The sequence below is a fragment of the Microbacterium oxydans genome (assembly GCF_000956525.1).
Lineage (GTDB): Bacteria > Actinomycetota > Actinomycetes > Actinomycetales > Microbacteriaceae > Microbacterium > Microbacterium oxydans_A.
Genome location: NZ_JYIW01000008.1, coordinates 1 through 22127 on the forward strand (window position 1 = coordinate 1; position 22127 = coordinate 22127).

Here is a 22127-nt window from a genome sequence, read left to right on the forward strand (position 1 = left end):
GCTCTGCCCCTCCCCTTTCCCCCCTGACCACTGAAGCTGAGGGGTCAATACACGCCGCGCCGAGGGCTCGCGCTGCGGCGTGTATTGACCCCTCAGCTTCAGTGGTCAGGGGGGAAAGGGGAGGGGCAGAGCGGGGTCAGAACAGCAGGTACACGGCGCCGGCGATCGTGAGCGCGATCACGATGCGGTCGAACAGGCGCTGATCCATGCGACGGGCGAGACGGATGCCGGTGAGCGCGCCGACCACGACGAGCGGTGCGAGCACGGCATCCATCAGCAGCACGTGCCCCTCGAAGAGTCCGAGGCTCGCGAGGAACGGCAGCTTGACGAGGTTGATGATCGCGAAGAACCACGCCGAGGTGCCGAGGAAGACCTGCACCTGGGTGCGGGTCGCGAGGAAGTACATCGACATGACGGGGCCGCCCGCGTTCGCGACCATCGTGGTGAATCCGCCGAGCGTGCCGTAGACCCCGGAGAGCAGGATGCCGCCGGGAGCGGGCGCCGCGGCATCCGCACGGTTCTGTCGCCATCGCCGCCACAGCGTCACGGCGATCATCGCGAGCAGGATGACGCCGATCGCACGCCGCACGATGCCGTCACCAGCGAGCGCGAGGAACGCGAACCCCGCGAGCAGGCCGGCGACCACGGCTGGCGCGAGGCGGAGCAGCGTCGGCCAGTGCGCGTGACGACGATAGGCGATCAGCGCGAACACGTCGCCGACGATCAGGAGCAGCAGCATCGCTGCGGTCGACGTGCGGGCCGGAAGCACGGTCGCGAACAGCGCGATGGCCAGGATGCTGCCGCCGGGCAGCGCGGTCTTCGAGATGCCGATCGTGACAGCCGCGAGCGCGAGCGCCGCCCAAGCCAGCGGATCGAGGGCGATCACCGAGTCGGTCAGGCCTTCGCTGCGGCGAGCGAGGCCGCGAACCGCGCCGCGCGCTGCTCGATGTCGGCCCAATCGGATGCCGCGATCGATGCGCCGTTCGCGAGGTCTCCGCCCGCGCCGACCGCGACAGCGCCGGCTGCGAACCAGGCGGCGAGGTTGTCCGGGCTCACGCCGCCCGTCGGCATGAGCGGAGCCGTCGGGAACGGACCGCGCAGCGCGCCGAGGTACGAGGGGCCGCCGAGCGATGCCGGGAAGATCTTGACCACGTCGACGCCGAGCTCGAGCGCGCCCATGACCTCGGTCGGCGTCATGGCGCCGGTCATCACGACGCGTCCGGTGTCGAGCATGGTGCGCGTGAGGTGGGGGAGCGTGCCTGGGCTGACCAGGAACTCGGCGCCGGCATCCGCGGCATCCGCTGCCTGCTCTGCCGTCGTGACGGTCCCTGCGCCGATGTAGGCGGCGTCGCCGTGGCGGGCGATGAGCTCGCGGATGACGGCCGGGGCATCCGGAGTGGAGAACGTGACCTCGATGCCGGTGACACCGCCGCGGATGATCGCCTCGGATGCCTCGAGAGCCAGCTCGGGCGACGGTGCGCGCAGCACGGCGAGGATTCCGGTCGTGCGGGCGCGGTCGAGACGGTCAGACATGGGGCTCCTTGCTCGGGGGTGGTGTCCATTCTCCCCGACCGTGACCTGTAATGACAAGTTCGGCGGGTCGTGGGGCGCTTCGACAGGCTCAGCGACCCAGGTGGGTGAGCGGGGTGGGGCGCTTCGACAGGCTCAGCGACCCAGGTGGGTGAGCGGGGTGGGGCGCTTCGACAGGCTCAGCGACCCAGCTGGGCTCAGCGGGCGGAGCGCGGAACCCAGCCGTCGATGACGTGCTTCGACTCCTTGAGACCGAGACCGGTCTGCTCGCGGACGATCTTGATCGCATGGATCTGCTGGTTGCCGACGACGAGCCGATCGATGTCGGCCGCGACGTTCTTCGGCAGAGCGGCACGAACCGATTCCGGGGTCGCGGCGGATGGGCTGATCGACGAGTAGGCGGCCGTCGCGTTCGACACCGCTGCGAGGTGGGGCGCCGTCGTGCTGACCGACCAGTGATCGATGCGGTCCTTCGCCTCCTTCAGTCCCAGGCCCGTGCTGTCGCGGAGCAGCTTGATCGCGTGGATCTTCTGCCCGGCGGCCACGCGCCGGTCGATCTCGGCAGTCGCGGACGGCGTGAGGCCGGACAGCGTGGTCGGAGCAGCGGATGCCGGAGCCGAGCGCGGCGCCGCGGGAGTGGGCGTGTATGTCTGGGCCTCAGGAGCCTGAGGGCGCATGCCGCGGAACGCGGCCCGGAGGATCAGCACCGCCGCGATCAACACGACGAGGGCGATGATGATCCAGACGATGGTGTCCATCCGCCCAGTCTACGGACGCGATGTCGCTCGCCCCAGGGGTTCCGGGCCGCCACTCCAGGCCTTCCCACCCACCACCGCGTACCCTGGTAAGCATGACCGATTCTCCCCGCACGCGCGAGACGCGCCCCGCAGCATCCGCGTCCGCCCCGCAGGGTCGACCGGCCCAGGGCAAGATCCGTTCGACGAAGCCTGCGCAGGTGCGCCCGGCGACCGAGGGATGGACCCAGCAGAAGGATGCCGAAGGGCGTCCGCTCCTGCAGTTCGCCAGCCCCAAGCGCGGCAAGCCGCCAGTGCACCTCGCCGACCTCACCCCGGCGGAGCGCACCGAGAAGGTCAAGGAGCTCGGCCTGCCCGGGTTCCGCGCCAAGCAGCTGTCGACGCACTACTTCCGCCACTACACGTCGGACCCCGCCGAGATGACGGACCTTCCGGCCGAGACCAGGGAGCAGCTCGTCGCCGGGCTCCTGCCGCCGCTGCTCACCGAGGTGCGCCGGCTCGAGACCGACCGCGGTGACACGATCAAGTTCCTGTGGCGTCTGCACGACGGCGCGCTCGTCGAGTCCGTGCTCATGCGCTACCCCGGCCGCATCACCCTGTGCGTGTCGAGCCAGGCCGGCTGCGGCATGAACTGCCCGTTCTGCGCGACCGGCCAGGCGGGACTGACCCGCAACATGTCCACCGCTGAGATCGTCGAGCAGATCGTGCGCGCCAACCGGCTGATCGCCGACGGCGGCCTCGGCGGAAAGAAGGCCGACGACCACAGCATGGAGCGCGTCTCCAACATCGTGTTCATGGGCATGGGTGAGCCGCTCGCCAACTACAAGCGCGTCATGGATGCGGTGCGCAGCATGGTCGCTCCGCAGCCAGACGGCCTCGGCATGAGCGCCCGCGGCATCACCGTCTCGACCGTCGGCCTGGTGCCTGCGATCAAGAAGCTCGCCGATGAGGGCATCCCCGTCACCTTCGCCCTGTCGCTGCACGCGCCGGACGACCACCTGCGTGACGAGCTCATCCCGGTGAACTCCCGCTGGAAGGTCGACGAGGCCCTCGACGCCGCCTACGACTACTACGCCAAGACCGGTCGCCGAGTCTCGATCGAATACGCGCTGATCAAGGACATGAACGACCACGGCTGGCGCGCAGACCTGCTGGCGGAGAAGCTCAACCAGCGCGGCCGCGGCTGGGTGCACGTGAACCCGATCCCGCTGAACCCGACGCCGGGCTCCATCTGGACCTCGTCGGAGAAGGACGTCACCGACGAGTTCGTGCGCCGCCTGAACGACGCCGGCATCCCGACGACCCTCCGCGACACCCGCGGCAAGGAGATCGACGGCGCCTGTGGGCAGTTGGTCGCCACGACCGAGGACGAGGCGGCCTCCGCCGCGATGGCCTGAGCCGTCGGCGGGGGTCGGGGCCCTTCGACGGGCTCAGGGACCCAAGGGGGTCAGGGGACGCGAGGGGCACCGAGGAGCTGCGGGCGGACCAGGGTGAGGCGCTCCTGCAGCGCGTCGAGGAACGCACTCACGGCAGGCTGACGCAACGCCTCTGGCCGCGCGACCAACCAATATGGCAGGCGCTCCTCGACGATGCCGGGGAGCACGCGCACCAGATCGTCGTGCGCGTCGGCCAGGAACGCCGGCAGCAGGCCGAAGCCCGCTCCACCACGCGTCGCATCCACATGCACGTACACGTTCGTGCTGGCGACGGCATCCGTCATCCCCGGAACCGCGCGACGCGCGTCGTCGAGCGAGTCGACGTGCAGCATCGACTCGATGAAGTAGACGAGCGGCGCGCCCGCGAGATCCTCGACGGTGCGCGGCGTGGGGTGGCGGCGCAGATAGTCCTTGCTCGCGTACAGGCCGAGTGCGTAGTCGGCGAGGTGCACTGCGCGTGCGCGACGCACCTGCGGTCGGCCGACCACGACCTCGAGATCGGCGCCGGCCCGTTGCTGGGAGGCCTGCCGAGTGCCGGTGATGATCTCGAGTCGAACGTCCGGATGCCGCTGCTGCAGCGCCGCCATCGCCGGTGCCGCCACGAAGCCGCTGAACCCGTCGGTCGCGGACAGACGGATGAGACCTTCCACTCGCGCATCGTCGTGAGTGTCGAGACCGCCCAGCGCTCGCTCGACGTCTTCCGCCGCGGTCAGCGCGCGGGTGCCGAGTGGCGTCAGCTCCCAGACGCCTTCCTCCCTGGTGAGGACTCGACCGCCGAGCTGAGCCTCGAGCGCGGCGATGCGGCGCGCGATCGTCGTGTGGTTCAGGCCGAGGTGCTCACCCGCGGCCGTGTAGCGGCCGCTGCGGGCGACCGCGAGGAGCACCAGCAGATCATCCGCGCTCAACGGCGGTGTGGGGAAATGCGCCATCACATCTGCAGTTTTGCATATCCGCGCCCCTGGTGGCTGTGCTGAGAACTGAACTACTGTGCAGGCATGGCAACGGAGCGGACGCACACCCGATGACACGGCTGGGGGCCGCACGCGGTACCGATCTGAAGGGCCGAACCGCGCTCGTGACGGGCGCGGCCAGCGGGATCGGTGCCGCGTGCTCCGTCGCCCTCGCGGATGCCGGAGCCCATGTGCTCGTCGCCGACCGCGATGCCGTCGGTGCCGAACGGGTCGCCGCCGAGGTCGGGGGCGAGGTGCTCGTGATCGACCTCGGCGACCTCGACGCGCTCGCCGACCGGGCGTTCGACGCCGACATCCTCGTGAACAATGCCGGCATCCAGACGGTCGCGCCCATCGTCGACTTCGATCCGTCGACGTTCCGGCGCATGCTCGACATCATGGTCACCGCGCCCTTCCTGCTCACCCGCGCCGTGCTTCCCGGCATGTACGAGCGCGGCTGGGGCCGCATCGTCAACATCAGCTCGGTGCACGGCATCCGTGCGAGCGAGTACAAATCCGCCTACGTGACCGCGAAGCACGCGCTCGAGGGGCTCTCGAAGGTCACGGCACTCGAAGGCGCGCCCCACGGCGTGACGAGCAACTGCCTCAATCCCGGGTACGTGCGCACGCCGCTCGTCGAGAAGCAGATCGCCGACCAGGCCCGGGTGCACGGCATCCCCGAATCCGAGGTGATCGAGAAGGTCATGCTCGTCGAGTCGGCGATCAAACGACTGCTGGAACCGGCCGAGGTGGCCGACCTCGCGCTCTGGCTCTGCGGCCCGACCGCCGCATCGGTCACCGGCGCCTCCTACGCCATGGACGGCGGATGGAGCGCGCGATGAGCACGCCACCGGCCGCGTCGGAGGCGCTCGCTGTGACGACCTTCGGCCCGACGTCGGATGGCCCTGCGGTGTTGGCCGTGCACGGCATCACGGCGAACGGACGCTCGTGGAACACGGTCGCCGCCCACCTCGGGGCGCTGCGCATCATCGCGCCGGATCTCCGCGGCCGAGGACGAAGCAACCGGATGCCCGGGCCGTACGGTCTGCGTCGGCACGCGGCCGACCTCGCGGCGCTGCTCGATGCCGACGGCGGCGGTGCACGCACCGTGCTGGGGCACTCGATGGGAGCGTTCGTGACGGTCGCCCTCGCCGCTGCGCGGCCGGATCTCGTCGAGCGTCTGGTGCTGGTCGACGGCGGATTCCCGCTCGCGCTCCCGGCGACCGCTGTCGGCATCGACGACCTCGACGTCGCGGCACTGCTGGGCCCGGCGGCGCAGCGGCTGTCGATGGACTTCGCCGACGACGATGCGTACCTCGACTTCTGGCGAGCGCATCCGGCGTTCCGTGACGACTGGTCGACGGCCGTCGAGGACTACGCGCGGTACGACCTCGACGGAGAGCCGCCGCATCGGCGCGCCTCGACGGTCGTCGCCGCGATGCTGGAAGACGGCGCCGAGCTCTACGGTCCGGCCTGGTACGTCGAGGCGCTGCGTGCATTGCGGATGCCGGTCACGGTGCTGCGCGCCCCGCGCGGACTGACCGACGCCGATCCGCTCTACGCCGCCGGCGCGCTCGACGCGTTCCGCGATCTCGTGCCGCAGCTCGAGGTCATCGAGGTCGACGACGTGAACCACTACACGATCCTGTTCGCCCACCGGGGCGCTGCGCGCGTCGCCGCGGCGGCATCCGCATCCAGTGCTGCACCTGCATCCGAACCCACGACGAAGGAGTCGCCATGACCACTGCCCTCTTCGACGGAATCGACGCCAGTCGTGTCGAGACCGAGCGATACACCGCGAACGTCCTGGAGCGACCGGCGTCCGACCCATCGGCACCCGAGGCGACCGTGGTGTTCGTGCACGGCAACGTCTCGTCGTCGCTCTTCTTCCAGCCGACGATGCTCGCGCTGCCGGCCGGCGTGCGCGCCCTGGCGATCGATCTGCGCGGGTTCGGCGACAGCGAGACCAAGCCGGTGGATGCGACGCGGGGTCTGCGCGACTTCGCCGACGACGTGCGCGCGGTGCTCGACGCCCTCGGCCTCGACGCGGTGCACCTCGTCGGCTGGAGCATGGGTGGCGGCGTCGTGCTGCAGGTCGCGCTCGATGCACCTGAGCGCGTGCTGTCGCTCACGCTCGAGTCGCCCGTCTCGCCGTACGGGTTCGGCGGCACGCATGGTCCGGACGGCACGCGCAACGACGCCGACGGCGCGGGAACCGGCGGCGGCGGAGCGAACCCCGATTTCGTGGCCAGACTCGAGGGCGGCGACACCACTGCCGAGGACCAGACCTCGCCGCGCTCCGTCTACCGCACGGCGTATGTCGCGAAGCCGGAGCTGCAGGCGGCGAACGAGGATGCCTGGATCGCATCGATGCTCACCACGAAGACCGGACTCGACAACTACCCGGGAGATGGGGTGGCATCGGACACCTGGCCCGGCTTCGCGGCCGGCAGCAGAGGTGTGCTGAACACGATGGCGCCGCAGCACCTCGATGTCTCCGGCATCGTCGACCTGGCGGTGAAGCCCCCGATCCTCTGGATCCGCGGCGAGAAGGACGCGATCGTGTCGGATGCCTCATTCTTCGACCTCAACCAGCTCGGGCTGCTCGGCGTGATTCCAGGGTGGCCGGGTGCCGAGGTCGCGCCACCGCAGCCGATGGTCACGCAGACTCGAGCGGTGCTGGATCGCTACGCCGCCGCGGGTGGTGCGTATCGCGAGGTGTCGCTTGCGGAGGCGGGCCACGCCCCGCACCTGGACGAGGCGGAGACCTTCGACCGGGAGCTCGCCGCGCACCTCGGGGTCTGAGGCGCACCTCGGGGCTGCGGGGCGCCTCGGCGGTCGGGGCTATGCGGTGACGAGCGCCGGTCGCCGCGCGGAGACGCGGGCGTCGTTCGCGCCCAGGCGCTCTGCGCGGTCGAGCCAGCGGGTGATCGTGGCCGGCGAGGCATCCTTCACGCCGAGCATGCGGTGCGTGCGTACCGAGTCGATACCGCAGAAGCGCATCGTGCCGCGGGCGACGTGGGTCTGGGCGGGGAGTCCTGTGAACGGCACGAAGTACCAGGGCGTGTCTGCGAGCAGCAGCAGGCGACCCTGGCGTGCTGGCACGAGTCCGTCGACCAGGCCGTGCTTCGTGTAGCGGTACTCCTGCTGCGGCAGCAGCGCGCGGTCGAAGAAGCCCTTGAGCAGGGCGGGCACCGACCCCCACCACAGCGGTGTGGCGATGACCACGGTGTCGGCGGTCTGCAGTGCGGCCTTCGCGTCGATCAGGTCGGGCTCGAGCGTCATCCGCTCGCGGTAGCCGTATCGCAGGCTCGGGTCGAAGTCGAGGTCGCGCAGGGCCAGCACGCGAGCGTCGCCATGGCCGTCGGCGTAGCGCTGCGCGAGTGCGGCGGTCAGGGAGCGGGCGTCGGGGTGGCCGTCGATCACGAGAGCGGACATGTGCGGTTCCAATCTGGACAGTGTCAAGTAGGTGGACACTGTCAAGATAGGAGAGGATGTTGCGCATGTCAAGTTCGAAGGACGGCTACCACCACGGCGATCTCGCCAGGGCCCTCGAGGATGCCGCGATGCAGCTGCTCGAGCGGATGCCGGCGGCCGACATCAGCCTGCGCGAGGTGGCCCGCGCAGCGAACGTCAGCCACAACGCCCCGTACCACCACTTCGCCGATCGGCTGGGGCTCCTCAAGGTGCTCGCCGAGCGGAGCATGGCCGATCTGCTCGCCAGGGTGCGCGCCGCGGTGGCGGATGCCGGAACACCGCGTGAGCAGGTCATCGCAGGCGGCTTCGCCTACATCCGCTTCGCCGTCGAGCATCCGCACGCCTTCGATGCCGTCTACGACCCGACCGTCTGCGTCCCCGGATCACCGACCGCGACCATGGCCCCGCTGATCGACGGACTCGAGCAGGTGCTCGCCGCCGCCGCGGTGGCCGCCGGCCTTGATCGCCCGGCTGATGTCGTCGCGTTGTGGGGACTGATCCACGGACTCGGCACGCTCGCGGCCGCCGGTCACTTCACGATCGATGATGCCTTCGCCGCCCACACCGCGACCGTGGACCGGCTGCTCGCCTGACCCGCGACTCGGGCTGCGATCCGGCCTGGAATCCGACCGGGATCGCCGCTGTTCTGCGACCGGAACTGCGGAAAGCTGAGAGCCGCTCAAAGGAGTCTTCCAACCGACGCACAGGGACTCTTCCCTACATTGGTCTGATGCCCTACTCCGCCCACCGACCGGGTCGCTTCGACTCGCAGGGTCGGATCATCATCGACGGCGACCCGAACGCCGACACGGATGACCTCGACTTCCTGCGTGAGTTCGAGCCGACCGGCGCCGCAGACACGACCGGCGAGACCCCCGTCTCCGAGCCGTCCGACGCGACCCCGGAGGGGGACCCCGCCCTTCGACAGGCTCAGGGACCCAGCGGGGCGGCTGAGGGACCCAGCGGGGCGGCTCAGGGAACCAGTGGGGAGGCTCAGGGGCCCAGCGGGCGGAAGCCTCGCAGGAAACCGCGTGTTCGCAGGCCGCGCACGCCGGGCTCGCGCGCCAGGACGCTCGCGATCCTCGGAGGTGCCGAAGGCGAGATCCTCGACCGCGTGCCCAACGAGACCCCGCGCTTCGTGCAGATGTTCTTCGTGCTCGCCGGCACCGCGCTCGTCTCGGCGATCTCGATGCTCTTCGCACTGACCACGGGCGTGCAGGCCGCCGTCTGGCTGGCTGTGCCGCTCGCGCTCGTGTGGGCGCTCATCATCTTCAACCTCGACCGGTTCCTCACGTCGACCATGGCGTCGACCAAGAACGTCTGGCGGCTCATCGGACTCGCGATCCCGCGAGTCATCATGGCCGCGATCATCGGCTTCGTGGTCGCCGAGCCGCTCGTGCTGCAGATCTTCAACAACGACATCGCCCGCGAGGTCGCGTCGACGAACATCACCCAGTCGCAGTCCGACCAGGAGGCGCTCGAGTCGGGTCCCGAGAAGATCGCGCTCGATGCGGCATCCGCCCGCGTCGCCGCACTCGAGAACCAGGCCGCGACCGGCATCGTCGCAGGCACCGACTCCGCATCGGCATCCGAGTCCGCCGCACAGGCGACCGTCGACGACGTGACCGCGAAGATGACCGCCCAGCAGGGCGTGATCGATCAGGCTCGTGCGCTGTACCAGTGCGAGCTCACCGGCGAAGGTGCAGGCACCGTGCCGGGTTGCACCGGCGTGAACGGCGAGGGCGCGAGCTCGGATGCCGCCAAGGCCCAGCTCGCCGAAGCCCAGCAGACCTACGACGCCCTGGCCGCGCAGCTGCGCACCGCGAACGAGGAGCTCGCAGCAGCTGGCACCGCCGCGAAGGAGAACACCTCGACCTCGGAGGCGCAGAACCGCGAGCAGGCGCAGTCGCAGCTCGCCGGCGCGCGCGACACCTACGACCAGGCGCTCGCCGCGTACAACGCGAGGGCGGATGCCGTCGCGCAGGGCAACGCCGGGGCCATCGGGCTGCTCAGCCAGATCAGCGGACTGAACCGCCTGAGCGAGAAGGAGCCGACGATCCTGTGGGCGCACATCCTGATCGCGGCGCTGTTCTTCATGATCGAGCTGCTGCCGGTGCTCGTGAAGGTCCTCACCAGCTACGGCGAGCCGAGCCTCTACGAGAAGGCCGCGGCGATCCGCAAGCAGGTCGATCTCGATCGGGTGACGGCTGAGGGCTTCCGTGATCGGGCCGCCATCGTCACCTCGCAATCCCAGGGGATGCAGGCGGATGCCGGTTCCGGCGAGCCGCAGACCCGCGCGGAGCGCCGTGAGGCGGCCGAAGCGCAGGAGCGCGAGCTGGCCGAGAAGCGTGCGCAGGCGCAGACGCTGGAGGAGCAGGAAGACCTGGTTCGTTCGACGACGGTCTGAGCGGCCGCGCGGTGCGGTTGCGGGTGTGGTTGTGGTTTCGGTGAGGGGTCAAGACACGCCGTGCCCGGAGCTCGCGGTGCGGCGCGTCGCGACTCCTCACCGGAGTAGCGGGCGCGTCAGGTGAGCTGAGGAATCCGTTCCGGCATCCGTGGTGACTCCTGCCGGTCGAGTTCGCCGATTCGGATGCGTCGCAGCGCGGGATCACGGCGGACGGCGTCGGTGATCGAGCGGATCAGCGCGACCGTCGACGGGGTGCCCGACCACGTTGTGCCGGTGAGCAGCGCCTCGATGCGGGCGAGCGGACGCCGAAGCGCCTCGTCGTGCTGACCGGCATCGTCGCTGAGCCACTGGATGAGGTCATCGATGGTCCAATCGGTGTCGATTGGTCCATGATCCGACGTCCTGGTGGCGGTGAGCGTGTCCATTGGTCCAGAATCATGTCTCATGAGCACCGATCACAGGGCCAATAGCGTGCCAGTGGACCACGGATCGGCCACGAACGGCGCGACCATGCTCGTGCGGTCGGGTGAGGTGTCGTCCGACGGTCTCTCCATCCGCCTCGGACGGTGGACGTACGGTGACGGGACGCTCGCCGCCCGGCTGTCGCGGGGCATCGCCGACCTGATCGCCGGAGGAGAGCTCCGCCCCGGCGACCGACTGCCGGCCGAGCGTGCGCTCGCCGGCGCGAGCTCGGTCTCGCGGGGCACGGTCGTCGCCGCGTACGCCGACCTCGCCGAGCGCGGGCTCGTCGATCGGCGGCAGGGGAGCGGCACCCGCGTCGCCGGTGCTCCGGCGCCATCGGTCTCGGCGTCGCGTCCTGGCCGAGGCGAAGCCCTGTTCTCCGCGCTGCCGAACGCGATCGACCTGCTGCGAACGGTGCCGCAGATCTCCGACCTCGCCGTGCAGCTGATCCGCGACCATCAGCCGCGGCTCGAACTCGCGCTGCTCCCCGAGACCGACCCGGCAGGCCTCCCGGTGCTGCGCGAACTCATCGCCGACATGTACCGCGCCGAGGGCACACCGACCACGCCCGAGCAGATCCTGGTGACTCACGGCGCGCAGCAGGCGATCAGCCTGGTGGTCAATGCGCTGGTCGGCCCCGGCGACGTGGTGCTGGCCGAGGAGGTGACCTGGCCAGGTGTGACCGACTCGGTCGGCCTGCGCGGCGGCACCGTGCACGGCATCCCGATGGGTCCTGACGGCATCGACGTCGATGTGCTCGAGGTCGCGATCGCACGGCTGCGCCCGGTGCTGATCGCCCTCAACCCGCATCACCAGAACCCGACAGGCACCAGGCTGCCGGCTGACGCGCGACATCGTGTCGCCGTGCTGGCGGCGCAGTACGGCGTGCCGGTCATCGAGGACAGGGTGCTCGCCGGCATCTCCTTCGACGGCGTCACACCGCCCACGCTCGCGGCAGAGCGACCGGATGCTCCGGTGATCGTCGTGGAGTCCGTGTCGAAGTGGGCCTGGGCCGGGCTGCGGATCGGATGGCTGCGGGCCGATCCGGTGCTGGTGCGTCGGCTGCGCGGAGCGCGTCAGCTCGCCGACCAGTCCACGAGTGTGCCTGGCCAGCTGATCGCGCTCGACCTCATCGCCCGCGCCGAAGACCTCCGGCGCGAGAACAGCAGGATCCACCAGCAGCGGCTCCGGCTGCTGCAGACGCTGCTGTCAGAGCACCTGCCCGATTGGGAGGCTGCCGCGCCGCGTGGCGGCCTCTCGCTCTGGGTCGCGCTCCCCGCTGGGTCGGCCGCGGCGCTCGCCAGGGTCGCCGCAGCGCACGGCGTCTCGATCGCGGGGAGCGCCGCCTTCGCGGCATCCGTCTCGCCCGACGACCACATCCGCATCCCGTTCACCGCGCCAGACGACGTGCTCGCCGAAGGCATCCGTCGACTCGGCGCCGCCTGGCGCGAATATCGGGAGTCTCTCGGACTCGGTTCCTAGGATGACCTGATGAAACGGATGCCGCGTCACACGCTCTGGGTCTCGATCGCCGGCGTCGTCGCGGTCACCGCATACGCCGCGTTCGCCGCGGTGCAGATCCTCGTGCTGAACCCGCTCGCCGCGGCACCGGGACTCAGCCTCGACGAGATCAGGGCGCAGATGTCCGGTGCAGGGGAAGGCCTGGGTGGTGAAGGCGTCTTCTTCGTCCTGGGCATCGGTGTCGTGATGGCCGTCGGGGTGGCCCTCGCCGCGATCGTGACGAAGGCCCCGCCGATCATCCCCGGGATGTCGATGCTCGCGCTCCTGATGCTCGGCACCCTCGGCTACTTCGTCGCCTCGTTCGGGCCGGGGATGGGCCTCGCCGACACCTTCGGCATCAGCGGTGCCGACGCCTCGCCGTGGGCCCGTCCGCTGTACGCGGTGAGCGCGCTTGCTGCGATCGCCGTGGTCGTCGGCGGCGTCCTCAGCATCCGTCGTGCCAGGCTCGAGGCTGCCGCTGCCGCTGCTGCTGCTGCTGCCGACTGACGTTCCAGTCGCAGTTGCTGCCGCTTCGCGGGAGCCGGGGCGACGTGAACTGCGACCGGAACCCGGATGTCGGCGCCCGAGACCGGTCACGGAACCCGGCCTCTCGGCATCCGAGAGCCAGTAGCGTTGGACCATGGTCAACTATCGCTATCTCGGCAACAGCGGTCTCAAGGTCTCTGAGATCACCTACGGCAACTGGGTCACGCACGCCTCGCAGGTCGGCGACGACGCCGCTGTGAAGACGGTGCACGCGGCGCTCCACGCCGGCATCACCACCTTCGACACCGCGGACACCTACGCCAACACGGCGGCCGAGGTCATCCTCGGCAAGGCGCTCGAGGGTCAGCGCCGCGAGGGGCTCGAGATCTTCACGAAGGTCTACTTCCCGACCGGTCCGAAGGGCCCGAACGACACCGGCCTGAGCCGCAAGCACATCCTCGAGTCGATCAACGGCTCGCTGCAGCGCCTCGGCACCGACTACGTCGACCTCTACCAGGCGCACCGTTTCGACTATGAGACGCCGCTCGAGGAGACGTTCCAGGCGTTCGCGGACGTGGTCCGTCAGGGCAAGGCGCTCTACATCGGCGTCTCGGAGTGGACCGCGGAGCAGCTCCGCGAAGGACACGCGCTCGCGAAGCAGGTCGGGGTGCAGCTCATCTCGAACCAGCCGCAGTACTCCATGCTGTGGCGTGTGATCGAGGGCAAGGTCGTGCCGGCCTCCGAGGAGCTCGGCATCTCGCAGATCGTCTGGTCGCCGATGGCTCAGGGCGTGCTCAGCGGCAAGTACCTCCCCGGCCAGCCGGTGCCGGAGGGCTCGCGCGCGACCGACCCGCACAGCGGCTCCGACTTCATCAAGAGCTTCCTGAAGGACGACATCCTGACGGCCGTGCAGAAACTCAAGCCGATCGCGGAGGAAGCGGGCCTGACGATGCCGCAGCTCGCGATCGCGTGGGTGCTGCAGAACCCGAACATCGCAGCCGCGTTGGTCGGAGCATCCCGACCGGAGCAGCTCGCCGACACCGTCAAGGCATCCGGCGTGAAGCTCGACGCCGACACCATGGCCGCGATCGACACGGCGCTGGGCGACACGGTCAACCGCGACGCCGAGCACACCTACACGACCTCGCCGAAGACGCGCCTGGTCTGAGCTCGCGCTGCTCGCTCCGCGTTGCCGAGCGGCCCCCTTGTAACCGAACCGGCCCCTTTCGCACGTGCGAAAGGGGCCGGTTCGGCGTGAAAGGGGCCGCTCGACAGAGCAGCGGGCGGCGGGGGAGGGGGCTACTCCTTCACGGCGCCGGCGGTGAGGCCCTGCACGATCCAGCGGCTCGCGAGGGCGAACATCGCCATCGTCGGCAGGATCGTCAGGACTGCGGCGGCGCTCATGGAGCCCCAGTCGATGTTGAACGTCGAGATGAAGCCGTTCAGCGCCGATGGCACCGTGCGGTTGGCGTCCGTGTTCATCAGCACGACCGACAGGAACAGCTCGTTCCAGCAGTTCACGAAGTTGAAGATGAACGCCGCGATGATGCCGGGGGTCATGACCGGCACCAGCACCCGGAACAGCGCGCCGAGCCTGGAGCATCCGTCGATCATCGCGGCCTCTTCGAGCGCGTCCGGCACATTCTCGAAGAACCCGCGCAGCATCACGGTCGAGAACGGGATGCAGACCGCGATGTAGACGAGGATCAGACCGGGCTTGGTGTCGACGAGACCGAGGTCGGTCATCATCGAGTACAGCGGCCCGAGCGCGATGAACGCCGGGATCATCTGCGTCAGCAGGAACGCGATCAGCACCGCGCCCTTGCCGCGGAACTCGAAGCGCGCGATCACATAGGCGCTCAGCAGGGCGATCAGGGTGGCCACGGCTCCGGCGACGATCGCGACGAGCGCCGAGTTGCCGAGGAACACCCCGAAGGAGCTCTGCTGGAACAGGCTGATGTAGTTCTCGAACGACGGCTCACTCGGCCAGTACTCGATCGGGAACCTGTTGATCGTGCCGGGCGACTTGAACGAGGTCAGCGCGATCCAGTACAGCGGGAACAGCGTGATCACGAGCCAGAGCCCGAGGCCGACGACGCGGATGACGCCACCGGGCGTCACCCTGCGCTTCGGTCGAGGGGCCTTCGCCAGATCGGGGACGGTGAGACGCCTGGTCTCGGTGACTGTCGTGCCGGTGATGGTCATCGCTGGGCCTTCCGCATCGCCATCAGGTAGAACGCGCAGAACACGAACAGGAACGCCACGACGATCAAGCCGATCGCACTCGCGATGCCGTAGTTGCCCTGCTGCGTGTAGTTGATCATCCAGGTGGTGATGATGTGGGTCTGGTTCGCGGGTCCACCGTTGGTCATGGCGTAGATGATGTCCGGGAAGTTGAAGATCCAGATCACGCGCAACAGGACCGTGAGCAGGAGCGTCACCGAGATGTACGGGATGATGATCGAGAACAGCTGACGGGCTTTGCCAGCGCCGTCGAGGCTCGCGGCCTCGAGCATCTCGTCCGGAACGGACTGCAGCGCCGCCAGGATCATGATCGCGAAGAACGTCACGCCGTACCAGATGTTCGCCACGATCACCGCGAACATCGCCAGCTTCGGGTCGGCGAGCCACGGCAGCGGAGCGTCGATGAGCCCCGCCTTCATGAGGAGGTCGTTCACGACGCCGAATTCGGCGTTGAACATCCAGCGGAACAGCATCCCGATCAGGAATCCGGACACCGCCCAGGGGAAGAACACGAGCGCCTGGTAGAGCCCGCGGAAGCGGAACCGCTTGCGCAGCGCGAGCGCGATCAGGAAGCCGATCACCAGCTGCGGCACGAGCGAGCCGACGACCCAGAGCACCGAGTTCCAGGCGACGACCGGGAACGCCGGGTCCTGGAACACCGCGACGAAGTTGTCGAAGCCGACGAACGGGGTCGAGGTGAGGTCCCAGAGGTTCCAGTCGTGGAACGCCATCCTGGCGCCCTGCAGCATCGGCCAGTACGTGAACCAGCACACGAACACGATCGCCGGGGCCATGAAGGCCAGCAGCGTCAGCGCGTGACGGCCGCGGAACTGTCGGCGACGAGGGCCGGGGGAGGCCCCGCCGGCGGTGCCGACGGAGCCTCTCTCACGAAGAGCGGATGCCACGGATCAGCCCTGTTCCGCTGCGTACTTCTCGGTCCAGAACGTGTCCCACGAGGCCAGCAGGTCGCTGGTCGACATGTTGCCCAGCAGCACGTTCTGCACGTCCTGGTCGGACTTCTGGATCCACTCGGTCCACCAGCTGACGCCGCGCGGCTGGCGGACGTTGACGTAGGTGTCCGGGTCTTCCGTCATCGTGACGTAGCTCGTCCAGGGGCCGGTCGAGTAGAAGTCGTCGTCCGCGGCGGAGGCGATGATCGGCACCAGACTGTTCGCCTGGGCGAACTCGGTCGCGGGCTCGGCTGATGACAGGAACTCGACCAGCTTCACGGCCGCCTCCTTGTTCTCGCTCTTCTCGGCGACGCCCCAGCCTGCGACGGCCAGCGGCTGCGCGGCCTTGCCCGAGGGGCCGACGAGCAGGGGCGCGGTGTCCCACTGGTCTTCGGTGAGCGAGGAGTCCTGCACGGTGGCGATGACCTCGGGGTCCTGCAGCAGGAACGCGGTGGTGCCGTTCGTGAAGCCGGCGACCATCTCGGGGTAGCCCCACGAGACGGCGGAGGGCGGAGACGCCTTCTTGAACAGGTCGAAGTAGTCGTCGACGGCATCCTGCGCCTCGGGGGCGGCGAAGATCGTCGAGCCGTCCTTCATCAGGAACGCGTCGTCGACGTCGAGACCGTCGATCGTGTACGCCTCGATCGCGGCGACCACGTTGCTGTTCGCGTTCGCGCCGCCGCGGAAGGCGTAGCCGTAGATGTTGTTCGACGGGTCCTGGATCGCGCTGGCCTGCTCGAGCAGGTCCTTCCAGCTGTGCGGCGGGCCGTCGAACCCGGCGTCGGCGACGAGGTCGGTGCGGTAGAACAGCGACAGGCCGTAGAAGCCGTACGGCACGAAGTAGCTCTTGCCGTCCTCGGCGACCCCGGCCGACTTGGCGTTGTCGGTCAGGGCATCCCAGCCGTCCCACTTCTCGAGGTCGGGGCCGAGGTCGTACAGCCAGCCGTTGTTCGCGAACGGCCCGACGGTGATGTCGCGGACCTCGAGGAGGTCGACGCCCTTGCCGGATTGCAGCATCTGCTGGATCTTCGCGTCGGCCTGCTCGGTCGGCGGCGAGACCAGGTTGACCTTGATCTTCGGGTTCTCCTTCTCGAACTCGTCGAGGAGTCCGCGGATGAGCTCGGTGCGGGCGGGGTTGGTCAGGCTCTCGACCATCTGCAGGGTGACGGTGCCATCGGCGGACGGACCGCTGCCGGTGGAGCAGCCGGTCAGCGCGAGTGCGGCGACGGTGCCGAATGCTGCAGCTGCCGTCAAGATCTTGTGCTTCACGATGTGCCTCTCAGTGTGGGGTGATCAGTGTGGTGGGTGTTCGGGGTGGGAATCGGGTCAGGGGATGACGACGGACTCGGCGGATCGGATGCCGGCGCGACGGAGGATCGAGGGGATGCACCGTTCGACGAACGCCTCGAAATCGGATGCCTCGGTGTACAGGTGCGCCGAGAGGCGGAAGTAGCCGATGCCGCGGAAGCTGGTGAACGCGGTCTCGACCGCGGTCTCGTCGAGCAACTGCATCCGCAGCTCGTCCGCCTCTTCGCGCGTGGCGCCGAGTCCGAGCGGGAGACGCACGAGTCGCATCGACGGCACCGGGGAGAGCAGCGGCGTCAGCGGGTCGGCGTCGTCGTAGGGGCGGAAGCCCTCGGCGATGATCTCGGCACCGGCATCCGCCATCAGCGTCATGGCCTTGCGGGTCTGCTGCCAGCCGATCTCGTGCTCGACGAAGTCGATCGCGGCCGGGGTGCTGAGGTAGGTGGTCGCATCGATCGTGCCCTGGGTGTCGAAGCGCTCGGGGTACGGCTCGTTCGCCGCCCAGGAGTCGATGAGCGGCCAAAGCTCGTCGCGGTCGGCCGTGGTCGTGACCAGCAGGGCTGACCCGCGAGGAGCGCAGGGCCACTTGTGCAGGTTGCCGAACCACCAGTCGCCCCCGGCGACGGCCGCGGCCTCCGGGATCAGGCCGGGAGCGTGGGCGCCGTCGACGAGCGTGCGCACGCCGCGCTCGGCGGCGAGCTGTGCGATGCGTGCCGTCGGCAGCAGGCGAGCCGTGGGGGAGGTGATCTGGTCGACCACGATCAGCCGAGTGCGCGGGGTGATCGCATCGCTGAACCGCTGCACGACCTCGTCGTCGGAGGAGAGGAGGGGAAGCTCGACCGCCCGCACCCGGGCACCGAAGCGGCGGGCGAGGCGCTGCGCGCCCATCGTGATCGCGCCGTAGCCCTGATCGGTGACGAGGATCTCGTCGTCGCGGTCGAGGCGCAGCGCGTTGTAGACCACGGTCGCTGCGGCGGAGGCGTTCGGCACGAAGGCGCTGTCCTCGGGCCGGGCGCCGACGAACGGGGCGGTGCGCTCCCTGGCCTCGCGTACCCGTTCGGCGATGCGGGGGAACCACTCGACCGGGCTGAGATCGGCACGGCGACGCAGGGTTTCCTGGTGTGCGACGACCGGTGTGGGGACCGCGCCGAAAGAGCCGTGGTTGAGGTGGATGACCTCGGGGTCCAGCGGCCAGGCGTCCCGCGCCCTGGCGAAGGAGTGCAGCGCGAGTGGTGCGGGGAAGGGGAGTGCCGACATGCGTCCTCATCTAGGTGTCCTGCGAGTTGTTGCACAACTTTGCCACAGGGGTACACGTATCGCCACAATTATTCGAGAATCGGACTTAGTTGTTATACGAATTGGTCGGAGTCCCCCCATCCGACAGACTCACAAGGGAGTTGGCGTGACCGGGAGGATGACGATGAGCGCACTGGACACCGCGCTGCACGGACTGCGGACGCTGATCGCCGACGGAGCGCTGCGCCCCGGAGACCGGCTGCCGAGCGAGGGCGAGCTGTGCGAGCGGCTCGGCGTCTCACGCGGATCGCTGCGTGAGGCGATCAGGATGCTGGCGGCACTCGGCGTGCTCGAGACCCGGCACGGCTCAGGCAGCTACGTCGGCGAGTTGCGGGCGGCCGACCTGATCGGCAGCCTCTCGCTCACGGTCGGACTGCTGCCGATGGCCGGCGTGCTCGAACTCACCGAACTGCGCCGCGTGCTCGAACCGCACGCCGCAGCGCTCGCCGCAGCGCGCATCGACCTCGAGACGATCGAACGGCTCGATCAGCTGCTCGACCAGATCGAGGCGAGCGACGACTTCGAACTGCACTCGCGACTCGACCACGAGTTCCACATGACGATCTCGCTCGTGGCCGGCAACGACGCGCTCACGAGCCTGATCGACGTGCTGCGATCGCGGTCGAGGGCGTACCGCATCCCGGATGCCGGCGACGCCGCCGAGCTCAAGCTGCACTCCGACGCCGGGCATCGCGCGATCCTTCGTGGGCTCGCCGCTGCCGATCCGGTCGCCGCGAGTGCCGCCGCTTCCTCGCACGTGGCCTACACCGAGTACTGGGTGCGCCGCTACACCGACGACGACGAGCATCCCGCGTCGTGATCCAGCCTGCGCCTCCTGCCGCCTTGCGCTGAGCCACCCCCTTCTGCCGAGTCTCCTGCCGCCGACCCCCCTCCGCCGAGCCACCCCCTTGTGTGCGAACCGGCCCCTTGCGCACGTGCGCAAAGGGGCCGGGTGGCGTGTAAAGGGGTGGCTCGGCGGAGGGGGTGAGCGGGGTCAGCCGAGCGTGATGTCGACCTGGATCTCGGCGGCGAGGCGCTCGAGGTCGGTGCGCAGCGTCTCCAGATCGACGGATGCCGGCACGCGCGCCACGACGGATGCCTCGAACAGGCGGCCGCCGGCCATCGCGGCATCCCTGGTCTCGGTCGCCAGCTCCTCGATGCTCAGCGCGTGCGCGTTCAGCACGGTGGAGACCTCGCGGACGATGCCGGGGCGGTCGTTGCCGAGCACCTGGATCTCGAGCAGCTGGTCCTCATCGGCCTCCGCATCAGGCGTACCGGTCAGCACGGCGAGCGTCAGGAGACCCTGACCCTGCAACCCGCGAAGCGCACTCTCGAGCGTCGCCGCGTGCTCGGTCGGCACCGAGACCTCGATCACCCCGGCGAACGTGCCTGCCAGCTCGGCGAGCGAGCTGTTCTCCCAGTTCCCGCCGTTCGCATCCACGACATCGGCGACCGCGGCGACGAGTCCAGGTCGGTCTGCTCCGGCAACGGTGAGGATCAGAGTAGTCATGCGGCCAGCGTAGCCGGATGGCCCCGGTGGGGGGTGGGGTGTCGGAGCGTCTGGCCCTTCGACAGGCTCAGGGACCCAGGGGGTGGGCTCAGGGACCCAACGGGGGGCGAGGGTTGGGGTCAGTCGGTCCAGACGCCGGTGTCGAGGAAGTTGTCGAGGCGCGCGCGATGCGGCGTGAGATCCCACCCCTGCGCTGCCACCCAGTCATCGGAGTAGTAGGTGCCGGCGTAGCGGATGCCGCTGTCGCAGATGAGGGTCACCACGCTGCCCGTCTCACCAGCGGCGCGCATGCGGGCGATCAGTTGGAACGCCCCGTACAGGTTGGTGCCGGTCGAGCCGCCGGCCAGGTGCAGGGTTCGTTCGCGCAGCATCCGGATCGCGGCGACCGACCCGGCATCCGGCACTCGGATCATCTCGTCGATCACCGTCGGCACGAACGACGCCTCGACACGGGGGCGTCCGATGCCCTCGATGCGACTCGGGCGTCCGGCCGGCGGGTCCACCGTGCCGGCCCAGCCGTCGTAGAAGGCCGAGCCCTCCGGGTCGACGACTGCGATCTGCGTCTCGTGGCGGCGGTACTTCACGTAGCGGCCGAAGGTCGCGCTGGTGCCGCCGGTGCCAGCGCCCACGACGATCCAGCGGGGGATCGGATGCCGCTCCTGCGACAGCTGACTGAACACGCTCTCGGCGATGTTGTTGTTGCCCCGCCAGTCGGTCGCGCGCTCGGCGAAGGTGAACTGGTCGAGGTAGTGCCCGTGGCAGTCGGATGCCAGGCGCTGGGCCTCCGGCGACAAGTCCTCCGCGCGGTCGACGAAGTGGCAGCGACCGCCGTAGAACTCGATCAGGTCGATCTTCTCCTGGCTCGTGGAACGGGGCACGACCGTCACGAACGGGAGTCCCAGCATCCGCGCGAAATACGCCTCGGACACCGCGGTCGACCCGCTGGACGACTCGACCAGCGTGGAACCCTCGTGGATGCGGCCGTTCACGAGTCCGTAGAGCAGCAGCGAGCGCGCGAGGCGATGCTTGAGGGAGCCGGTCGGATGCACCGACTCGTCCTTCAGGTACAGATCGATGCCCCACTCCGGCGGCAGCGGGAACAGGTGCAGGTGCGTGTCGGCGCTGCGGTTGGCGTCGGCCTCCAGCAGGGCGATCGCAGTGCTGGTCCAGTCGCTCATCCTTCGAGCGTAACGGTCGCCTACTTCGGCGTGAAGCCGCCCTCGCCCGTCTCGCCATCGTACGTGAAGACCTGCTTCTCCAACGTGATCCGGATGTCGTCGCCGAGCGGCTGCTGAGCGAGGAACCGCTCTTCCAGCATCGTCATCCGCTCGTCGTACTCCTGCGCCTGCTCCGCGTCGACACCCCAGATCGTGGCGACCTTCATATCGGTGAGGAAGAAGAGGAAGGCCGAGAGCGCAGTGCGGTTGAAGTCGTTGTCCGGGATGCGCTGCCAGAGCGCCCCGCTGTCGCGCAAGCTCCTGTACTCGTCCATCTTGGCCTCGAGGCGGTCGGCGATGCCGGAGGAATCGACGCCCGATGGTGCGCCGCCCGGATCCTCGGCGACCGACGTCGGTTGCGCGGGCGTCGGGGTGCCGCGCCCGGCGCCGAGCAGGAGGCTGACCACGGCGACGATGCCGATGGTGCTGAGCACGACGGCTCCGCCGACCGCCGCGAGCACGACGCCGCGGCGGTTCGACAGGGCGGGCTGGGCTCCGGGGTACGAGGCTGCGGGGTACGAGGGTGCCGGGAACGAGGCCGCCGGGTACGGTGTTGCGGCGGGCGGGCCCGCGGGAGAGGGGCCGGCGGCGTAGGGCCGGTC

At 69.4% G+C, this 22127-nt stretch carries 22 protein-coding genes and 1 pseudogene; 10 read left to right on the forward strand and 13 right to left on the reverse strand.

What is annotated here, in order from left to right; all coding sequences use genetic code 11:
* Window positions 1-136: 136 nt before the first annotated feature.
* The 3 genes from RS83_RS00270 to RS83_RS18140 form a co-directional block, all read right to left on the reverse strand.
* Window positions 137-886 (reverse strand): sulfite exporter TauE/SafE family protein, encoded by a 750-nt coding sequence (locus RS83_RS00270; RefSeq protein WP_045277515.1) that lies wholly within the window; start codon window positions 884-886, stop codon window positions 137-139.
* Window positions 887-894: 8 nt separating this feature from the next.
* Complete coding sequence (locus RS83_RS00275; RefSeq protein ID WP_045277497.1) at window positions 895-1533, reverse strand: bifunctional 4-hydroxy-2-oxoglutarate aldolase/2-dehydro-3-deoxy-phosphogluconate aldolase; 639 nt, start codon at window positions 1531-1533, stop codon at window positions 895-897.
* A 194-nt stretch (window positions 1534-1727) separates the two neighbouring features.
* Window positions 1728-2288 (reverse strand): ribosomal protein L7/L12, encoded by a 561-nt coding sequence (locus RS83_RS18140; protein ID WP_052678707.1) that lies wholly within the window; start codon window positions 2286-2288, stop codon window positions 1728-1730.
* Between the two features lie 92 nt (window positions 2289-2380).
* Between RS83_RS18140 and rlmN the strand changes: the two genes are divergently transcribed.
* Complete coding sequence (gene rlmN / locus RS83_RS00285) at window positions 2381-3682, forward strand: 23S rRNA (adenine(2503)-C(2))-methyltransferase RlmN (protein ID WP_197072025.1); 1302 nt, start codon at window positions 2381-2383, stop codon at window positions 3680-3682.
* Between the two features lie 50 nt (window positions 3683-3732).
* On the opposite strand, the gene RS83_RS00290 is transcribed toward rlmN, so the two are convergent.
* Window positions 3733-4650 (reverse strand): LysR family transcriptional regulator, encoded by a 918-nt coding sequence (locus RS83_RS00290; RefSeq protein ID WP_045277498.1) that lies wholly within the window; start codon window positions 4648-4650, stop codon window positions 3733-3735.
* 92 nt (window positions 4651-4742) lie between these two features.
* On the opposite strand from RS83_RS00290, the gene RS83_RS00295 reads away from it, so the two are divergent.
* From RS83_RS00295 to RS83_RS00305, 3 genes are read left to right on the forward strand one after another with little or no spacing between them, the layout of a single operon-like run.
* Window positions 4743-5513 (forward strand): 3-hydroxybutyrate dehydrogenase, encoded by a 771-nt coding sequence (locus tag RS83_RS00295; protein WP_045277499.1) that lies wholly within the window; start codon window positions 4743-4745, stop codon window positions 5511-5513.
* On the forward strand, window positions 5510-6412 hold the full coding sequence (locus RS83_RS00300) for an alpha/beta fold hydrolase (protein WP_197072026.1): 903 nt from the start codon (window positions 5510-5512) through the stop codon (window positions 6410-6412). The genes RS83_RS00295 and RS83_RS00300 overlap by 4 nt, the downstream gene beginning before the upstream one ends.
* Window positions 6409-7476 carry an alpha/beta fold hydrolase gene (locus tag RS83_RS00305; protein ID WP_045277501.1) on the forward strand — a complete coding sequence of 356 codons (1068 nt, stop codon included), beginning with the start codon at window positions 6409-6411 and terminating at the stop codon, window positions 7474-7476. The genes RS83_RS00300 and RS83_RS00305 overlap by 4 nt, the downstream gene beginning before the upstream one ends.
* A 39-nt stretch (window positions 7477-7515) precedes the next feature.
* Here RS83_RS00305 and RS83_RS00310 read toward each other — a convergent pair whose 3' ends face one another.
* Window positions 7516-8109 (reverse strand): NAD(P)H-dependent oxidoreductase, encoded by a 594-nt coding sequence (locus RS83_RS00310; protein WP_045277502.1) that lies wholly within the window; start codon window positions 8107-8109, stop codon window positions 7516-7518.
* A 65-nt stretch (window positions 8110-8174) separates the two neighbouring features.
* On the opposite strand from RS83_RS00310, the gene RS83_RS00315 reads away from it, so the two are divergent.
* On the forward strand, window positions 8175-8741 hold the full coding sequence (locus RS83_RS00315; RefSeq protein WP_045277503.1) for a TetR/AcrR family transcriptional regulator: 567 nt from the start codon (window positions 8175-8177) through the stop codon (window positions 8739-8741).
* 137 nt (window positions 8742-8878) lie between these two features.
* A complete protein-coding gene (locus tag RS83_RS00320) occupies window positions 8879-10555 on the forward strand; it encodes a DUF4407 domain-containing protein (RefSeq protein ID WP_045277504.1) in 1677 nt (558 codons plus the stop codon).
* A gap of 116 nt (window positions 10556-10671) precedes the next feature.
* Here the strand turns inward: RS83_RS00320 and RS83_RS00325 are convergent, their stop codons facing one another.
* Complete coding sequence (locus tag RS83_RS00325) at window positions 10672-10980, reverse strand: hypothetical protein (protein ID WP_045277505.1); 309 nt, start codon at window positions 10978-10980, stop codon at window positions 10672-10674.
* 19 nt (window positions 10981-10999) lie between these two features.
* On the opposite strand from RS83_RS00325, the gene RS83_RS00330 reads away from it, so the two are divergent.
* The 3 genes from RS83_RS00330 (at window position 11000) to RS83_RS00340 (ending at window position 14171) form a co-directional block, all read left to right on the forward strand.
* Window positions 11000-12499: a PLP-dependent aminotransferase family protein gene (locus RS83_RS00330; RefSeq protein WP_231587693.1), complete on the forward strand. Its 1500-nt coding sequence runs from the start codon at window positions 11000-11002 to the stop codon at window positions 12497-12499.
* Window positions 12500-12508: 9 nt separating this feature from the next.
* Entirely contained in the window at window positions 12509-13024 is a 516-nt protein-coding gene (locus RS83_RS00335) for a hypothetical protein (protein WP_045277506.1), read from the forward strand.
* Window positions 13025-13157: 133 nt separating this feature from the next.
* Window positions 13158-14171, forward strand: coding sequence for an aldo/keto reductase family protein (locus RS83_RS00340; protein ID WP_045277507.1), 1014 nt, complete (start codon window positions 13158-13160; stop codon window positions 14169-14171).
* 131 nt (window positions 14172-14302) lie between these two features.
* On the opposite strand, the gene RS83_RS00345 is transcribed toward RS83_RS00340, so the two are convergent.
* From RS83_RS00345 to RS83_RS00360, 4 genes are read right to left on the reverse strand one after another with little or no spacing between them, the layout of a single operon-like run.
* Complete coding sequence (locus RS83_RS00345; protein WP_197072027.1) at window positions 14303-15208, reverse strand: carbohydrate ABC transporter permease; 906 nt, start codon at window positions 15206-15208, stop codon at window positions 14303-14305.
* Complete coding sequence (locus RS83_RS00350) at window positions 15205-16152, reverse strand: carbohydrate ABC transporter permease (RefSeq protein ID WP_045277508.1); 948 nt, start codon at window positions 16150-16152, stop codon at window positions 15205-15207. The genes RS83_RS00345 and RS83_RS00350 overlap by 4 nt, the downstream gene beginning before the upstream one ends.
* A 3-nt stretch (window positions 16153-16155) precedes the next feature.
* Window positions 16156-17466 carry an ABC transporter substrate-binding protein gene (locus tag RS83_RS00355; protein ID WP_045277509.1) on the reverse strand — a complete coding sequence of 437 codons (1311 nt, stop codon included), beginning with the start codon at window positions 17464-17466 and terminating at the stop codon, window positions 16156-16158.
* A gap of 57 nt (window positions 17467-17523) precedes the next feature.
* The gene (locus tag RS83_RS00360) at window positions 17524-18759 is read right to left on the reverse strand and encodes an aminotransferase class V-fold PLP-dependent enzyme (protein ID WP_045277510.1); all 1236 of its coding nucleotides are present in this window, start codon (window positions 18757-18759) and stop codon (window positions 17524-17526) included.
* Window positions 18760-18922: 163 nt separating this feature from the next.
* Between RS83_RS00360 and RS83_RS00365 the strand changes: the two genes are divergently transcribed.
* Window positions 18923-19618, forward strand: a complete 696-nt coding sequence (locus tag RS83_RS00365) for a FadR/GntR family transcriptional regulator (RefSeq protein ID WP_045277511.1) — start codon at window positions 18923-18925, stop codon at window positions 19616-19618.
* A 174-nt stretch (window positions 19619-19792) separates the two neighbouring features.
* Here the strand turns inward: RS83_RS00365 and RS83_RS00370 are convergent, their stop codons facing one another.
* The 3 genes and pseudogenes from RS83_RS00370 to RS83_RS18870 all read right to left on the reverse strand — a co-directional run.
* On the reverse strand, window positions 19793-20308 hold the full coding sequence (locus tag RS83_RS00370) for a glycine cleavage system protein R (protein ID WP_045277512.1): 516 nt from the start codon (window positions 20306-20308) through the stop codon (window positions 19793-19795).
* Window positions 20309-20427: 119 nt separating this feature from the next.
* A complete protein-coding gene (locus tag RS83_RS00375) occupies window positions 20428-21486 on the reverse strand; it encodes a PLP-dependent cysteine synthase family protein (RefSeq protein WP_045277513.1) in 1059 nt (352 codons plus the stop codon).
* 20 nt (window positions 21487-21506) lie between these two features.
* Window positions 21507-22127, reverse strand: a pseudogene (locus tag RS83_RS18870) (hypothetical protein); the annotation flags it as partial.

Coding starts and splice junctions, on each gene's coding strand:
- RS83_RS00295 (WP_045277499.1), top strand. CDS start 4,743: ATGACACGGCTGGGGGCCGCACGCGGTACCGATCTGAAGGGCCGAACC.
- RS83_RS00360 (WP_045277510.1), bottom strand. CDS start 18,759: ATGTCGGCACTCCCCTTCCCCGCACCACTCGCGCTGCACTCCTTCGCC.
- RS83_RS00345 (WP_197072027.1), bottom strand. CDS start 15,208: ATGACCATCACCGGCACGACAGTCACCGAGACCAGGCGTCTCACCGTC.
- RS83_RS00330 (WP_231587693.1), top strand. CDS start 11,000: ATGAGCACCGATCACAGGGCCAATAGCGTGCCAGTGGACCACGGATCG.
- RS83_RS00315 (WP_045277503.1), top strand. CDS start 8,175: ATGTCAAGTTCGAAGGACGGCTACCACCACGGCGATCTCGCCAGGGCC.
- RS83_RS00335 (WP_045277506.1), top strand. CDS start 12,509: ATGAAACGGATGCCGCGTCACACGCTCTGGGTCTCGATCGCCGGCGTC.
- RS83_RS00340 (WP_045277507.1), top strand. CDS start 13,158: ATGGTCAACTATCGCTATCTCGGCAACAGCGGTCTCAAGGTCTCTGAG.
- RS83_RS00325 (WP_045277505.1), bottom strand. CDS start 10,980: ATGGACACGCTCACCGCCACCAGGACGTCGGATCATGGACCAATCGAC.
- rlmN (WP_197072025.1), top strand. CDS start 2,381: ATGACCGATTCTCCCCGCACGCGCGAGACGCGCCCCGCAGCATCCGCG.
- RS83_RS00320 (WP_045277504.1), top strand. CDS start 8,879: ATGCCCTACTCCGCCCACCGACCGGGTCGCTTCGACTCGCAGGGTCGG.
- RS83_RS18140 (WP_052678707.1), bottom strand. CDS start 2,288: ATGGACACCATCGTCTGGATCATCATCGCCCTCGTCGTGTTGATCGCG.
- RS83_RS00310 (WP_045277502.1), bottom strand. CDS start 8,109: ATGTCCGCTCTCGTGATCGACGGCCACCCCGACGCCCGCTCCCTGACC.
- RS83_RS00300 (WP_197072026.1), top strand. CDS start 5,510: ATGAGCACGCCACCGGCCGCGTCGGAGGCGCTCGCTGTGACGACCTTC.
- RS83_RS00365 (WP_045277511.1), top strand. CDS start 18,923: ATGAGCGCACTGGACACCGCGCTGCACGGACTGCGGACGCTGATCGCC.
- RS83_RS00305 (WP_045277501.1), top strand. CDS start 6,409: ATGACCACTGCCCTCTTCGACGGAATCGACGCCAGTCGTGTCGAGACC.
- RS83_RS00290 (WP_045277498.1), bottom strand. CDS start 4,650: ATGGCGCATTTCCCCACACCGCCGTTGAGCGCGGATGATCTGCTGGTG.
- RS83_RS00375 (WP_045277513.1), bottom strand. CDS start 21,486: ATGAGCGACTGGACCAGCACTGCGATCGCCCTGCTGGAGGCCGACGCC.
- RS83_RS00370 (WP_045277512.1), bottom strand. CDS start 20,308: ATGACTACTCTGATCCTCACCGTTGCCGGAGCAGACCGACCTGGACTC.
- RS83_RS00275 (WP_045277497.1), bottom strand. CDS start 1,533: ATGTCTGACCGTCTCGACCGCGCCCGCACGACCGGAATCCTCGCCGTG.